This window comes from Salinicola sp. RZ23, assembly GCF_003206675.1.
GTDB lineage: Bacteria > Pseudomonadota > Gammaproteobacteria > Pseudomonadales > Halomonadaceae > Salinicola > Salinicola endophyticus.
In genome coordinates this window covers 103,988-117,565 of the sequence record NZ_PZJK01000013.1, presented here as the reverse complement: position 1 = coordinate 117,565, position 13,578 = coordinate 103,988, and the positions used below count along the sequence as shown (strand labels likewise).

Sequence of the window (13,578 nt, the reverse complement as noted above, 5' to 3'; positions counted from 1 at the left end):
GCCGAGGGCACTGCCATGAGGTCACACAAAGCACTGTCGCTGACCATTCGCGACGACGATACCCTGCACAGTGCCTATCTGGCGTGGCTGGCTCGCGGTGGGCTGTTCGTGCCCACCGAGCAGCGCTACAGCCTGGGCCAGCGGGTCTATCTACTGGTCACGCTGCCCGGCGCCCAGGAGCGCCTGCCGGTGGAGGGGGAAGTGGTGTGGTTGACGCCCGCCGGCACCGCTGACCGGCTCGCCGGTATCGGCGTGCACTTCGGCGCCGACGGTCAGGACCTGCGCGAGCGTATCGAGGCGCGGCTCAAGGCGCATCCGTCGCCGCCGGCACTCACCCGCCATACGCTCTAGGCGGCGCCCGCTCTCTAGATCGGATAGTCAACGCCGGCGCACGCGGACCGGTTGTCTCAAAGAGCTCATCATTACCGTTTTCTGGATATCGTCATGTTCGTAGACTCCCACTGCCACCTCGACCGCCTCGATCTGACGCCCTACGCCGGCGATCTCGGCGCTGCCCTCGACGCGGCGCGCGCGCGGGGCGTGCAGCGCTTCCTGGCCATCGCCACCACCCTGGAGAGCGCGCCCGAGCTGGCGGCACTGACGCGCGAGCATGCCGATGTCGACATCGCGCTCGGCCTGCATCCGCTGCAGGCAGTGTCACAGGAGCCCGACGCTGCAGAGATCGCTGACTGCGCCGAGCGCCATTCGGCGGTGGCCATCGGCGAGACCGGGCTCGACTTCCACGTCGACAGCGTGCCGCACGAGCGCCAGCGCCGGCGTTTCGTGGCCCATCTGGAGGCGGCGCGGGCGCTGGAGTTGCCGGTGGTGGTACACACCCGGGAGGCGCGCGAGGAGACGCTGGCGCTGATCCGTGAGCATGGAGACCCGGCGGTGGGTGGCGTGCTGCACTGCTTCACCGAAGATCTCGACATGGCGCGCGAGGCGGTGCGCCTGGGTTACTACATCTCGCTCTCGGGCATTGTCACCTTCGCCAGCGCTGACGCGCTGCGTGAGGTGGCCCGCCGGCTGCCGCTGGATCGCCTGCTGATCGAGACCGACAGCCCCTTTCTGGCCCCGGTGCCTTATCGCGGGCGGGCCAACGAGCCACAGTGGGTGGTGGAGGTCGCCGAGTGTATCGCCGAGGTGCGCGGCATCAGTGTCGACGAGGTGGCGATGCAGACCCGGGCCAACTTCTATCGGCTGTTCCCGGGCTGCCATCAGGAAGATGCGCAGCACATCAACCCCTTTGTGTGAGGCGCGAGCGCGTTCGTCCAGGGTTTGTCCGCAAAGTCAGCGAGCGCAGGTAGTTTTCGTACAAAGCCTATCCACCGTCACTCTCATCAGGAGCCGCCCCATGCGCCTGGATACGCTATTCCATCAGCTCGACGCCCGCGGCGTGCCGCCCCTCGACCAGTGGGACCCGGCGTTCTGCGGTGAGATGGATCTGCTGATCACCGCCGGTGGCGAGTGGATTCACGAGGGGGCGCCGATTCGCCGCCCTGAGCTGGCACGCCTGCTGAGCAGCGTGCTGCGGCGCGAGAGCGACGGCGACTACTACCTGGTGACCCCGGCCGAGAAGCTGCGTATTCGGGTCGAGGATCGCCCGCTGCTGGCGATCGATGCCGACGCGGATGCCGATGGCTGGTCTATCGCTCTGCAGTGGGGTGAGCGGCTGCGTCTAGGGGAGGCACATCGCCTGCAGCTGGCGCCCGACCCCCAGGGCGAGTGGCGGCCGGCGCTGCCGGTGCGCCACGGCCTCGAGGCGCGGTTGCATCGCAATCTCTACTACCGGCTGATCGAGAGCGCCGAATGGCGCGGAGCCGAGCTGGGGCTCGACAGCGACGGGGTGTGGCAGCCCCTGGGCCGGCTGGCGGAGGGTGAGGAATGAGCGAGGCCACGCACGCCGACGTCGCGCTCAACCGTGGCGCGGCGCTGACCGCCGAACAGCGGGCGGTGGTCGGCCACGTCAGCGGCCACGCCCGGGTGGCGGCGGTGGCCGGCGCCGGCAAGACCACCACCCTGGTGCAGCGGGTACTTCATCTGCTCGCCAGCGGTGAGTCACCACGGCGCCTGCTGGTGCTGATGTTCAACCGCGCGGCGCGCGACGACTTCCGTGACAAACTGGCGCGGCAGGCGCCGGCGGGGGTGGCGCTGCCCGAGGTGAGAACCTTTCACTCGATTGGTCATCGCCTGACCCAGAGTCTGACCCGCTGGGGCTTTCTGCCGCCGCGGCAGCTATTGCAGGCCGACTGGCAGCACGAGCGGCTGCTGCGCCAGGCGGTGGCCCAGAGCCTCGCCCAGGCCGACGCCGAAACCCAGGAGGGGGCGCTGGAGGCCGAGCGGGTAGAGGCCTTCGCCCAGTTCTGCGATCTGGTCAAGGCCGAAATGGCCGACCCCGCGGCGCTGTTCGAGCGCCTCGACTACACCCCGGGCGAACGTCACTTCATCGAGGCCTTCGCCATCGCCGAGTCGCTGCTCGAGGCGGCCGGCAGCATCACCTATGCCGATCTGCTCTACCGTCCGCTGCGCTGTCTCGAAGCCGAGCCCGAGGCGCGGCGGCGGGTTCAGGGCTATCTCAATCACGTCATCGTCGACGAGTACCAGGACATCAACGAGTCGCAGCTGCGACTGTTGAAGCTGCTGGCCGGGGAGCAGGCGCAGGTGATGGCGGTGGGCGACGCCAACCAGTGCATCTACGAGTGGCGTGGGGCCCGCGCCGACGCCATGCTGGCGCGCTTCGATGGTCTGTTCGGGGCCGCCAGCGACTATCCGCTCTCCTACACCTTCCGCCACGGCCATGCCCTGGCGCTGGCGGCCAACCATGCGATCCGCGGCAACGCCCAGGGCAGCGATCAGCTGTGTCTGGCCGCGCTGGGCAATCCGCAGACACGGCTCGGCAGCGGCGTGGGTGCTGCGGCGCTGCTCGACGAACTGGGCCGCTGGCAGGCGGCCGGCCGTCGCCACGACGAGGCCTGCGTGCTGGTGCGCAGCTGGTCGCTGTCGGTCTCGGTACAGCTGCAGCTGCTGCGCGCGGGCATTCCGTTCCGGCTGGCTCAGGAGTCGCGCTTCGTCTTCCGCCTGCCGCTGGTCCAGGCGCTGGCCGGCTATCTGCAGCTGGCGCGGGAGCCACACCGCCTCCAGGATCCGGGGCATCTGGGGCTGCTGTTCTCGCAGCCCACGACCTTCGTCGCCCAGGAGCGCGTGCGGCGGCTATGCGAGGCGCTCGCCGCGACCCAGCAGTGGCCGCGGCGGGAGGATCCGCTACTGGCAGGGCTCAAGCCCGGCCAGCGGCGCCACCTCAAACGCCGATGGCAGCTGCTGTGCGAGCTGCCGCGGCTGGGCAACTGGCCGCCGGCGAAGCTGCTGGCCCATGTGATCGAGGCGATCGACGCCGAGAAGGTGCTGCGGCGCTCGGCCTCGCGGCGGGAAAAGGCGGACGACGACGTGCGCCTGCTCGACGTGCTGATCGAACAGGCCGGCGAGCTGGCCAACGACCCCGATGCCTTCATCGAGCTGCTGCGCAATCCGGTGGAGAACCGCCCCGATGGCGTGCTGATCAGTACCGTGCATGGGGCCAAGGGGCTGGAGTGGCCGCTGGTCATGCTCTGGGGCCTCAACGAAGAGGATTTCCCCCATTTCAGCCGTGACAATCCGCTCTCGCCCCAACGCTTGGAGGAGGAGCGTCGGCTCTACTATGTCGCGATGACCCGGGCCCGTGAGCGGCTGCTGCTGCTGCACGATGGCGGCGAACATCGCCCCAGCCGGTTTCTCGCCGAGAGCGCAGTGGCGGAGTGCGAGCGCGTCGGTCAGGCGCTGGCCAGCCAGAGTGAGGCGAGTGTCAGCGTCAGCGAGCCAGCGCTGGTTGCGCGCTATCTCGAGCGTGTCGGCTGCCAGCTGACGCTGACGCCTGTGCGCGAGATGGCCACTGTCGCGCCGGCAGCGGGCTGGCAGGTCGGCGAGCGGCTCCACCACGCCAACTTCGGCGCCGGCGAGGTGGTCATGGTCGAGGGTGACCCCGCCGATCCGGTGATCGAGGTGCGCTTCGAGGGTGCCGGGCGGCGCCGGCTGATCGCCTCGCGGGCCCCCTTGGCGCGGATCGCCTGAGTCGACTCGACAGCGAGTGCGGTACGGCGCAGCATGGGGTGACTCCCATGCCTGAGGCGTTGCGCCATGTCGGTACTGATCACCCCCGAAGCACTCGAAGCCCAGCTGCAGACCTCCCAGCCGCCACTGCTGCTCGATTGCCGTGCCTTTCGTCAGGACAGCGCCAAGGCTGCCGTGACCCTGCCAGGTAGCCGCCGCTTCGATCTCGAACGCGACATGTCGGCAGCATCCGGCGCCGGCGGCCGCCATCCTTTGCCGTCACAGGCGGACTTCACGGCGACGCTTTTGCGTCTCGGCGTGACGCCTGGGCGAGCCGTGGTGGTGTTCGACGATCAGGGTGGCCGGCTGGCAGCGGCGCGGGGCTGGTGGATGCTGGCGTGCTGGGCGGGGCACCCGGATGTGCGCGTGCTCGATGGTGGCATTCAGGCGTGGCAGGCGGCGGCGGGGGAGACGGTACCCCTGGCGCCGAACGAGGTATCGCGTGAGGCGGCGGCCGGTGCCACGGCCTGGCAGCCCGACTACCACGACACGGCCTGGATCGGGCTGGAACGGCTGGCGGCTGAGGGAGGTCAGTTGATCGACGCCCGGGCTGCCTCGCGCTTCCGCGGCGAGGAGGAGCCCCTCGACCCGGTGGCCGGTCATATCCCCGGCGCCCTGTGTCACCCCTGCGCCGACAATCTTGCCGCCGATGGCTGCTTCCAGTCACCGGCAGCGCTGGCCGCGACCCTGCCCCAGGGAGAGCGGCTGACCGCCTACTGCGGCTCCGGGGTGACCGCGTGCCACAACATCCTCGCCTATGCGGTGGCCGGCCTGGCGCTGCCGCGGCTCTATGTCGGCTCCTGGAGCGAGTGGATCGAGGATGCCGGACGTCCCGTGGCCACCGGCCCCGCCTAGGCAGGGCCGGCAACGCAGTGCGCTGGTCGGCGTTTCCGATCGAGCCTGGCGACTCCCGCTGCGGGCCTGGCCCGGCCCGCATCACATATTGGGGTAGTTGGGGCCGCCGCCGCCCTCCGGTGCCACCCAGGTGATGTTCTGTGCCGGGTCCTTGATATCGCAGGTCTTGCAGTGGATGCAGTTCTGGAAGTTGATCTGGAACCGCGGGCCGTCGCTCTCCTCGACCACCTCGTAGACGCCGACCGGGCAGTAGCGCTGTGCCGGCTCGGCGTATTCGGGCAGATTCTTGTCGATGGGAATGCTGGGATCCGTCAGGCGCAGATGGCAGGGCTGATCCTCGTCGTGATTGGTGTTGGAGAGGAACACCGAGGAGGGCTTGTCGAAGGAGAGCTTGCCATCCGGCTTGGGGTAGTCGATGCGAGTTGCCTCGGTGGCGGGGGTGAGGCGGTAGTCCGGCGTGGTGTCGTGCAGCGTGGGCAGCTTGCCGCCCCCGAGCAGTTGATCGACGAAGTAGTAGGCACCGCCACCGAGGGTACCGTAGCGATGGACCGCCGGGCCGAAACTGCGGCTGGCCTGCAGCTCCTGCCACGCCCAGCTCGACTCCCACGCCTGGGTGAAGGCGGTGAGTTCGCGGCCCCCGGCATCATCCTCGGCGAGGGCCTCGAACACGCTCTCGGCGGCGACCAGACCGGACTTCATCGCCGTGTGGATGCCCTTGATCTTGGCGAAGTTGAGCGTGCCGGCGTCACAGCCGAGCAGCAGTGCCCCGGGCATGGTCATCTTGGGCAGGCAGTTGGCACCGCCCTTGGCGATCGCCCGCGCGCCGTAGGCGACCCGCTTGCCGCCCTCCAGGTAGCGCTTGAGCTGCGGGTGGTGCTTGAGACGCTGGAACTCGTCGAACGGCGACAGATAGGGGTTGCGATAGCTCAGGTCGACGATCAGTCCCACCATTACCTGATTGTCGTCGCCATGGTAGAGGAACCAGCCGCCGTGGCCGTCGCCGCCGGCCGCCTTGTCGGTGAGTGGCCACCCGGAGCCGTGCACCACCAGGCCCGGTTCGTGCTGCTCGGCGGGCACGTCCCACAGCTCCTTGAAGCCGATGGCATAGTGCTGCGGGTCGCGGCCGGCGGCGAGATCGAAGCGCTCGATCAGGCGCTTGCCGATATGCCCGCGGGCGCCTTCGCAGAACAGCGTGTACTTGGCGCGCAGTTCCATGCCCGGCATGTAGTTGGCGGTCTCGCTGCCGTCGGCGGCCACGCCCATGTCACCGGTGATGATGCCGCGCACGATTCCATCGTCGTCGACCAGCGCCTCCTGGGCGGCGAAACCGGGGAAGATCTCCACCCCCAGGGCCTCCGCCTGCTCACCCAGCCAGCGGCACAGGTTGCCGGCGCTGATGATGTAGTTCTGGGTATCATGACCCACGTTGTGCAGGCTCTTGGGCACCAGCGCGCCGGGCAGCTTCTGCGCCTTTTCCGCATCCTTGAGCAGATAGAGATCGTCACGCGTGACCGCGGTCTTCAGCGGTGCGCCGCGTTCGGCCCAGTCGGGGAAGAGCTCGGCCAGGGCGCGCGGCTCGAGCACGGCACCGGAAAGGATGTGGGCGCCGACCTCGGAGCCTTTCTCGACCACGCACACGGAAAGTTCGCGCTCCGCCGCCTGGGCCTGCTGCATCAGTCGGCACGCCGCCGCCAGTCCGCTCGGACCCGCACCGACGATGACGACATCGAAATCCATGGATTCGCGTTCCAAACCGGTTCCTCCTTGCTAGCGCTACGGTATTGTCGGCCCGGCCTTTGCCCCGGCCGCGACCTGTTATAGGGGTGCTGCCCGCGCGCCTCGATGTTATGACGTCGCGCGCTTTGCTTATGCCAAGGCGCGGCTTCGGGCCGCGCTCGATAATGGGCTATCATCGCACTTTTCCGCCGTCGTTGTCCCTGATCCGGCCCCGCCGCCGCGGGATGGGACCACTGGCGGATTGACCCCGGCCACGTTTGACGCGAGTCTGTTGCGCGTCAATCGGTTCGGCGGAAGTATCGCGCGTTCGCGTGATGGTGAGGTTTTGTCTGTAGCCCTGTCAGTGCGCGCTTCCGCCCTCTTGCCGATCTTTTCTTCAGCCTGCGAGGACATCCATGAAAGTACTCGTCGCGGTCAAACGCGTCATCGACTACAACGTCAAGATCCGCGTCAAACCGGATCACTCCGATGTCGATCTGACCAACGTCAAGATGGCCATGAACCCGTTCTGCGAGATCGCCGTCGAAGAGGCGGTGAGACTCAAGGAGCAGGGCGTGGCGAGCGAGATCGTCGCGGTCACCGTCGGTCCCAAGGCCGCGCAGGAGCAGCTGCGCACGGCGTTGGCGCTGGGTGCCGATCGCGCCATTCACGTCGAGACCGAGGCGCGGGTCGAGTCGCTGGCCGTGTCCAAGCTGCTCAAGGCGGTGGTCGACGAGGAGCAGCCGGATCTGGTGATCCTGGGCAAGCAGGCGATCGACACCGACAACAACCAGACCGGCCAGATGCTGGCGGCACTCTCCGGCATGCCCCAGGCCACCTTCGCCTCTGCGGTCACTCTCGACAACGGCGAACTCCACGTCACCCGCGAGATCGACGGCGGCCTGCAGACGGTGGCGCTGACGCTGCCGGCAGTGGTCACCACCGATCTGCGTCTCAACGAGCCGCGCTACGCCAAGCTGCCCGACATCATGAAGGCCAAGAAGAAACCGCTCGAGAGCAAGACGCCGGAAGCGCTGGGCGTCAGCGTCGAGAGTGGGCTCAAGCTGCTCGGGGTCGAGACCCCGGCCGAGCGCAAGGGTGGTGTGAAGGTCGGCTCGGTGGATGAGCTGGTGGAGAAACTCAAGACCGAAGCGAAAGTGCTTTGAAGGGAGCGGCAGGCATGAGCATTCTGATTCTCGCCGAACAGCATGATGGCGAACTGGCGGCGGGCACGGCGCATGTGGTCGCCGCGGCACGGGCGATCGGTGGCGACATCGACGTGCTGGTGGCCGGCGAAGGGGTCGACGCCGTGGCCCAGGCCGCTGCCGGCCTCGACGGTGTGCGCCGGGTGCGGGTGGCCGACGACGCGGTCTATGCGCATCAGCTGGCAGAGCCGCTGGCGGCGCTGCTGGTGGCACTGGCGGATGACTACACCCATGTGCTGGCGGCCTCCACTACCACCGGCAAGAACGTGCTGCCGCGTCTGGCGGCGCTGCGCGACGTGGCCCAGATCTCCGACATCCTCGAGGTCGTCAGCGACGACACCTTCAAGCGGCCGATCTACGCCGGCAACGCCATTGCTACGGTGCAGTCGAGCGATCCGCTCAAGGTGATCACGGTTCGTACCACCGCGTTCGACGCCGTGGCGGACGGTGGCAGTGCCGCCATCGAACCCGTCGCCGCCGACGTGAGCAATGCCAGCAGCCGGTTCATCGGTGAAGAGCTGGCCCAGAGCGATCGCCCTGAGCTGGGCAGCGCCAAGATCGTCATCTCCGGCGGCCGCGGCATGGGCAGCGGCGACAACTTCAAGCTGCTCGAAGGGATCGCCGACAAGTTGGGCGCTGCCATCGGTGCCTCCCGGGCGGCGGTCGACGCCGGTTTCGTGCCCAACGACATGCAGGTGGGGCAGACCGGCAAGATCGTCGCGCCGGAGCTCTACATCGCGGTGGGTATCAGCGGTGCGATCCAGCACCTGGCCGGGATGAAGGACTCCAAGGTGATCGTGGCGATCAACAAGGACGAAGATGCGCCGATCTTCCAGGTCGCCGACTATGGTCTGGTCGGCGATCTGTTCGAGATCCTGCCGGCGCTGGAGCAGAAGCTGTAACCCGCGCCTCGTCTCGATCCGAGCCGGCGCCCCAGGGCGCCGGCTTTTTCATGCGCGTGATGTGGTCAGCGTAGATGGCCGAAGTGCGCCGCTGCCGAGTGGCATGCGAGGTCGGACGCCAGGGAAGACCATCAGTGGGATGACTTGGCATCCTCCGGCAGCAGTTCTCTTGCCATCTCCATGGCTTGTTCACGTGAAGCCGCGAGCAGTAGCGGGTAGCCCCAGAACTTGGGAAAAACGGCGGCAAAGGGCTTGAAGCCAAGGCGTTTTGCCGAGCTGGGTTCGATCAGAATCATGGCCAGTACCAGCCTGCGTAATTCGGCCTTGTGCTGTTTCATCCAGAGCGCAGTGCGTTTCTTCTCTTCCGGGGAGTGTTCGTGCTCTTCCGTCGGTGCGCTATCGCTCAATAGTATGAAGGGTTTGCCGCGCTGCAGATTGGCCTCGAATTCGGCGAAGTCCTCCTGGTGATCATGTCCGGGCTCCTGCGTAAAACGCATCCAGACCAGGGGGAAGTCAGAACTATCCATCGACATGGCTGGCTCCTTGGCTTTTGAGGCCGCGCCAGGTATTCGCAATGGCGAACACGCCTGGCAAGGTAATGAAGAAAACGGCTGAGAAGGCGATGTACCAACCGTCGCGCAATCCGTCGGCGATCCCGCCGAAGGTATTCAGTACGACCATCGCGGTGCCGAGGATCAGCGCCGCCCACTGCGCCCTGCGGGTTCCGATCAGCGCGAGCAGCACCGTGACGATCCAAGACCCATAGAACGCGCAAAACACCCACAGGACGTCTGGCTCGAAGGTGATCGCCGGATTCGCTCCCTCTACTCCTACCCAGTCGTTGACGTAGAAGAACAGCTGAAAGGTGACAAAGAGCACGGCACCTACGGCAGTGGTCAGCCAGAACAGGGCCATCTTGTTCGGGTTGTTCGTGGCCAGCGCTTGTGGCCGGCTCAAAGGGGAGTGAAGGGACATGAGGTCTCTCTCGATAATCGATGGTTGGCTATCCGCGGATAGCCGCGGCTGAAACGTTCGCCAGTCGGTAGATCAGTAGCGGTAGTCCAGCGTCACCATCACATTGCGTGGCGCGCCATATCCCACGGTGTCGAAATCGCCTTTCTGTAGCGCGTACTTCTTGTCGAATACGTTATTGACGTTGACGGCCACGTCGGTGTGCTGGGTGATGGCGTAACGCCCCATCAGTGATACCAGTGCGTAGGAGCCCTGTTCCCCGCCCAATGAGCTGGTGCCGGTATTGGCCGCCTGGTAGAAGCGGCTTTGCCACTTGACGCCGCCGCCGAGCGTCAACGGGTGCCACGCGCCGGGCAGCTGGTAGGTGGTGAAAAGCTGGGCCGTGGTCCGCGGGAGCTGCGAATTCAAACGCTCGCCATTGCCATCCTGTGCGGTGAAGTGGGCAATACCCGCGTATAGGTTCCAGCCAGGCGTCAGTTCGCCCTGGAGATCCAGCTCGATCCCGCGGGATTTCGTCCCATCGGCGCCGGTATAGGCCTGGCTGCCGCCTGGCGTGTAGGTACCGGCGACCTGCTGTGCCGCGTTATCCAGCTTGGTCTCGAACAGGGCCATCGACGCATTCAGGCGCCCCTCGAGGTAAGCACCTTTGAGGCCGATTTCTGTGGTTTTCCCCTTGGACGGCGTGAGTACGTTGCCGTTGCTGTCCCGATAGTCGGTTTGCGGATTGAATAGGCGCGTGTAGCTCAGGTAGGTCGAATAGGTCTCGTCGATGTCGTAGACCAGGCCGGCATAGGGGGTGAATTCAGCGTTTTTTTCGTAGTGCAACGACGTACCGTTGACGCTGTCGTCGATGTCGTAGTGGCTGAATCGACCGCCGATGATGAGTGTCAGGGGATCGGCCAGCGAAAACCGGGCAGCGCTATAGACACCGCTCTGCTTGATGCGGGTGTGTTTCGGTATCGCAGCCATGGCATCGAAGTCAGGGCGGGGGAAGGCGGGGCTCAGGGTATAGACATTGACCGGCGCGGTGCCGGCATAGAAGGGCGCAATGTCCTTACCGCTGGACGTGCGGCGGGAACTCGTCGCTCCGATCACCAGTTCGTGCTGGCGGCCCAACAGGTCGAAGGGGCCGTTTGCCATGACGTCTAAGGTGTTTTGACGGCTGTGTCCTTCGGATGCCAGCGCAGCCGGATAGGCGCCGTTGGGAAAGGTGCCCAGTCCCGTGGTGCGATCGGGGCGGCCGATCAGGCCGAGCAGTTCGGCATCCTGTTCTGTACGGTACTGGTTGGCGATGGCACGGAGGTTCCAACCGTTGTCGAAGCGATGCTCGATCTCGGCAAACGCCGTCTTGTGGGTGTTGTCCCAGTGGCTCCACTCCTGCGCGTAGTTCTTGCCGCGAGAGTACGCTGCCTGCGTACCGTCGCTGAACCATAGCGGTAGACCGCCCCAGGTGGAGCCTTTCGGCGTGATGTCCTGGTAGGCATAACCCAGACTCAGCGTCGTCTCTTCGTTCAGGTCTGCCTCGATGATGCCGTAGAAGCCTTGCCTCTTCGGCTTGTAACCGTCGAGGTAGGCGTGCCCGTCCTGATATGTCCCCACCACGCGGGCGCGAACACGGCCGTCCTCGGTCAACGGCGTCGAGATGTCGGCCATGCCGCGATGGGTATCCCAGCTGCCCGCCCCGAGCGAGGCAGATGCCGAGAAGTCACGGGTCGGTCGTTTGCGCACCAGGTTGATGGCGGCGGAGGGGTTGCCGGTGCCGGTCAGTAGGCCGGAGCCGCCCCGCACGACCTCGACACGATCATAGAACGCGGTATCGATAGAGCCGATGCCGCTGCCGTTGACGATACCACCGACCTCGGTGGGGATACCGTCGTACTGCACGTTGTTGATCAGGAAGCCACGGGAATAGAAACTCGAGCGTTCGCTGTCGGACTGGTAAGACTCGATGCCCGTGGTGTTCTCCAGCACCTCCTGCACTGAATTCAACTGCTGATCATCCATGCGCTGGCGCGTGATCACCGTCACCGCCTGGGGCGTTTGCCGCAGGGAGAGCGGCAGGTGCGTCGCCGCCGCTGTCTCGCCGGTGGTGTAGGCGCCAGTGCCCTCGGTGGTCGCCATATCCCTGCGGCCCTGGATGGTGATGTCCGGCAAGCTCATCTCCGCTCGAGACGTTTTTCCCGACTTGGGTGGGGGCTGCCCTGATTCGGCAGCGAGGGCGCCCTGCGCGCTGATGAGGGCTGCGGCAGCCACCGCCGAGCCCAGCACGGTACGGGGCATGCGCCAGGTGGCGCTCTTGTACGGCCCAGCCAGATGAGGATGAGCGGCGGGCTCTGGGTGCCTATCGGTTGGCCAGCGGGAGGGGGCAGCAGGTGTGAACGAAGGCATCAATAAGTCTCATTTGCATTTGGATGCCGTATTTAACAATGGAGTCAGAGAGTAGTCATGGCGAAACCCGGCCAGATTGTTATTCAGTCAGGCCAAATGTAATGAGCGTTAACAGAATGGCCGTCATGAAAAATAGTCTGGCTGATTTTCGTCATTCCGTATCGGGGGGCGTGGCGTCAGGGAGCACGATGCCGGGCGTGGAGGCCCTTGCCGCGCCGCTCAGGCGATCCGAGAGGTAGCGTGCCGGCGGCTTGCCCACCGCCTTGCGGAACATGGTGACGAAGCCGCTGGCGTTTTCATATCCCAGCTCCATCGCCACACGTTGCACGCTTTCCCCCCGGGTCAAACGTTGAAGCGCGAGAATGACATGCAGCTGCCGACGCCAGCGCCCGAAACTCATGCCAATGTCGTGCAGCAGAAGACGGCTCATGCTGCGTTCGCTCATGCCAATTCGCGTTGCCCAATCGGCCTTGGCGGTTTTGTCCGTGGGGTCGGCCAGCAGCATTCCCGTGAGGCGGCGCAATCGAGGGTCGCGCGGCATGGGCAGATGCAGGTCTTCCACCGGTGCCGCCGCCAGCTCATCGAGCAGGGCGGCAATCAGCCGCTCTTCCCGCCCCCCCGGTGGGTAAAGCGCGGGAAAACCGGCCGCCCTGAGTAGCAGCTCGCGCAGTAGTGGCGATACCGAAATCGTGCAGCAGGTCGTCGGCAGGTCCGGGGTCGCGTCAGGCTCGACGAACAGGCAGTAGCACTCCGTTTCACCTGCCCCGCGTGCCGAATGGGGCAGGTCTCCGGGTATCCAGATGGCGCACTGCGGCGGCACGATCCAGACGCCGTCTTCGACTTCGCAGTTGAGGATGCCGCGCGCCGAGTAAATGAGCTGTGCCTTGCGGTGCTGATGCCGCGCATTTTCCCAGTCCGCTGACACCGACTTGGCACTCAGGGCCACAACGGCCCGCGATAGGCTGTCGACATCCCACGCTACGCTGAGGTCGGTGATGGTCATGTTCGACATGATGGGTAGAGACCTGGATGGCAGAGGAGGCGCTGGCCTGACTGAAAAATATCATGAGCAACTTGTGCAATGACGTCCAGCCATGACGCAGTCAGGGGGAGGATTGATCATCTCGGCCCTCCTTGAGCGCTGAGCCAGGCGTCTCCTGAGCGGCAGAGGCGCTCTTTATGCCGCTCCCCAAGTCTGGCGTACGCAGGTCCCATGGACTGGTGGAGCCGGTGTGCGACGGGCGGGCGGCGTGGTCTGGATTCTGATTGATAATTGTTCTTGTTTGTACTAGGTTGTCGTCTCACTTTTCGCTGCCTTTGTCCCGCCCCAGGGGATCTGGCGGTGGCCGTCATGGCTTCAGGTCCATTCCCACGGCTTCAGGCCCATTCGCAAGGAG

12 protein-coding genes are annotated in these 13,578 nt (G+C 65.9%); 7 read left to right on the top strand and 5 right to left on the bottom strand.

The features are described 5' to 3' along the window. Window positions 1–15 precede the first annotated feature (15 nt). The 5 genes from DOM67_RS13080 (at window position 16) to DOM67_RS13060 (ending at window position 4,998) form a co-directional block, all read left to right on the top strand. Complete coding sequence (locus tag DOM67_RS13080; protein WP_110676532.1) at window positions 16–351, top strand: PilZ domain-containing protein; 336 nt, start codon at window positions 16–18, stop codon at window positions 349–351. Between the two features lie 93 nt (window positions 352–444). After that, entirely contained in the window at window positions 445–1,254 is an 810-nt protein-coding gene (locus tag DOM67_RS13075; protein WP_110676530.1) for a TatD family hydrolase, read from the top strand. A 100-nt stretch (window positions 1,255–1,354) separates the two neighbouring features. Further along, the gene (locus tag DOM67_RS13070) at window positions 1,355–1,888 is read left to right on the top strand and encodes a DUF1285 domain-containing protein (protein WP_110676528.1); all 534 of its coding nucleotides are present in this window, start codon (window positions 1,355–1,357) and stop codon (window positions 1,886–1,888) included. Next, window positions 1,885–4,104: an ATP-dependent helicase gene (locus DOM67_RS13065; protein WP_110676526.1), complete on the top strand. Its 2,220-nt coding sequence runs from the start codon at window positions 1,885–1,887 to the stop codon at window positions 4,102–4,104. Before DOM67_RS13070 ends, DOM67_RS13065 begins: the two co-directional genes overlap by 4 nt. A 66-nt stretch (window positions 4,105–4,170) precedes the next feature. After that, entirely contained in the window at window positions 4,171–4,998 is an 828-nt protein-coding gene (locus DOM67_RS13060; protein ID WP_110676524.1) for a sulfurtransferase, read from the top strand. An 81-nt stretch (window positions 4,999–5,079) separates the two neighbouring features. On the opposite strand, the gene DOM67_RS13055 is transcribed toward DOM67_RS13060, so the two are convergent. After that, the gene (locus DOM67_RS13055; RefSeq protein ID WP_110676938.1) at window positions 5,080–6,735 is read right to left on the bottom strand and encodes an electron transfer flavoprotein-ubiquinone oxidoreductase; all 1,656 of its coding nucleotides are present in this window, start codon (window positions 6,733–6,735) and stop codon (window positions 5,080–5,082) included. Window positions 6,736–7,130: 395 nt separating this feature from the next. On the opposite strand from DOM67_RS13055, the gene DOM67_RS13050 reads away from it, so the two are divergent. Next, window positions 7,131–7,880, top strand: a complete 750-nt coding sequence (locus DOM67_RS13050) for an electron transfer flavoprotein subunit beta/FixA family protein (protein WP_110676522.1) — start codon at window positions 7,131–7,133, stop codon at window positions 7,878–7,880. A gap of 14 nt (window positions 7,881–7,894) precedes the next feature. Then, on the top strand, window positions 7,895–8,821 hold the full coding sequence (locus tag DOM67_RS13045; protein WP_110676520.1) for an FAD-binding protein: 927 nt from the start codon (window positions 7,895–7,897) through the stop codon (window positions 8,819–8,821). 131 nt (window positions 8,822–8,952) lie between these two features. Here the strand turns inward: DOM67_RS13045 and DOM67_RS13040 are convergent, their stop codons facing one another. The 4 genes from DOM67_RS13040 to DOM67_RS13025 all read right to left on the bottom strand — a co-directional run bounded on the left by DOM67_RS13040 (window position 8,953) and on the right by DOM67_RS13025 (window position 13,193). Beyond that, a complete protein-coding gene (locus DOM67_RS13040; RefSeq protein WP_110676519.1) occupies window positions 8,953–9,354 on the bottom strand; it encodes a hypothetical protein in 402 nt (133 codons plus the stop codon). Then, window positions 9,341–9,796, bottom strand: a complete 456-nt coding sequence (locus DOM67_RS13035; protein WP_110676517.1) for a hypothetical protein — start codon at window positions 9,794–9,796, stop codon at window positions 9,341–9,343. The genes DOM67_RS13040 and DOM67_RS13035 overlap by 14 nt, the downstream gene beginning before the upstream one ends. Before the next feature lie 72 nt (window positions 9,797–9,868). Next, window positions 9,869–11,947, bottom strand: coding sequence for a TonB-dependent siderophore receptor (locus DOM67_RS13030; protein WP_198651807.1), 2,079 nt, complete (start codon window positions 11,945–11,947; stop codon window positions 9,869–9,871). A gap of 385 nt (window positions 11,948–12,332) precedes the next feature. Further along, on the bottom strand, window positions 12,333–13,193 hold the full coding sequence (locus tag DOM67_RS13025) for a helix-turn-helix transcriptional regulator (protein WP_110676512.1): 861 nt from the start codon (window positions 13,191–13,193) through the stop codon (window positions 12,333–12,335). Window positions 13,194–13,578: the final 385 nt, after the last annotated feature.

Bases quoted from the DNA above. Each gene is read 5' to 3' on its own strand.
- DOM67_RS13080 (WP_110676532.1), top strand. From the start codon at position 16: ATGAGGTCACACAAAGCACTGTCGCTGACCATTCGCGACGACGATACC.
- DOM67_RS13075 (WP_110676530.1), top strand. From the start codon at position 445: ATGTTCGTAGACTCCCACTGCCACCTCGACCGCCTCGATCTGACGCCC.
- DOM67_RS13070 (WP_110676528.1), top strand. From the start codon at position 1,355: ATGCGCCTGGATACGCTATTCCATCAGCTCGACGCCCGCGGCGTGCCG.
- DOM67_RS13065 (WP_110676526.1), top strand. From the start codon at position 1,885: ATGAGCGAGGCCACGCACGCCGACGTCGCGCTCAACCGTGGCGCGGCG.
- DOM67_RS13060 (WP_110676524.1), top strand. From the start codon at position 4,171: ATGTCGGTACTGATCACCCCCGAAGCACTCGAAGCCCAGCTGCAGACC.
- DOM67_RS13055 (WP_110676938.1), bottom strand. From the start codon at position 6,735: ATGGATTTCGATGTCGTCATCGTCGGTGCGGGTCCGAGCGGACTGGCG.
- DOM67_RS13050 (WP_110676522.1), top strand. From the start codon at position 7,131: ATGAAAGTACTCGTCGCGGTCAAACGCGTCATCGACTACAACGTCAAG.
- DOM67_RS13045 (WP_110676520.1), top strand. From the start codon at position 7,895: ATGAGCATTCTGATTCTCGCCGAACAGCATGATGGCGAACTGGCGGCG.
- DOM67_RS13040 (WP_110676519.1), bottom strand. From the start codon at position 9,354: ATGTCGATGGATAGTTCTGACTTCCCCCTGGTCTGGATGCGTTTTACG.
- DOM67_RS13035 (WP_110676517.1), bottom strand. From the start codon at position 9,796: ATGTCCCTTCACTCCCCTTTGAGCCGGCCACAAGCGCTGGCCACGAAC.
- DOM67_RS13025 (WP_110676512.1), bottom strand. From the start codon at position 13,193: ATGTCGAACATGACCATCACCGACCTCAGCGTAGCGTGGGATGTCGAC.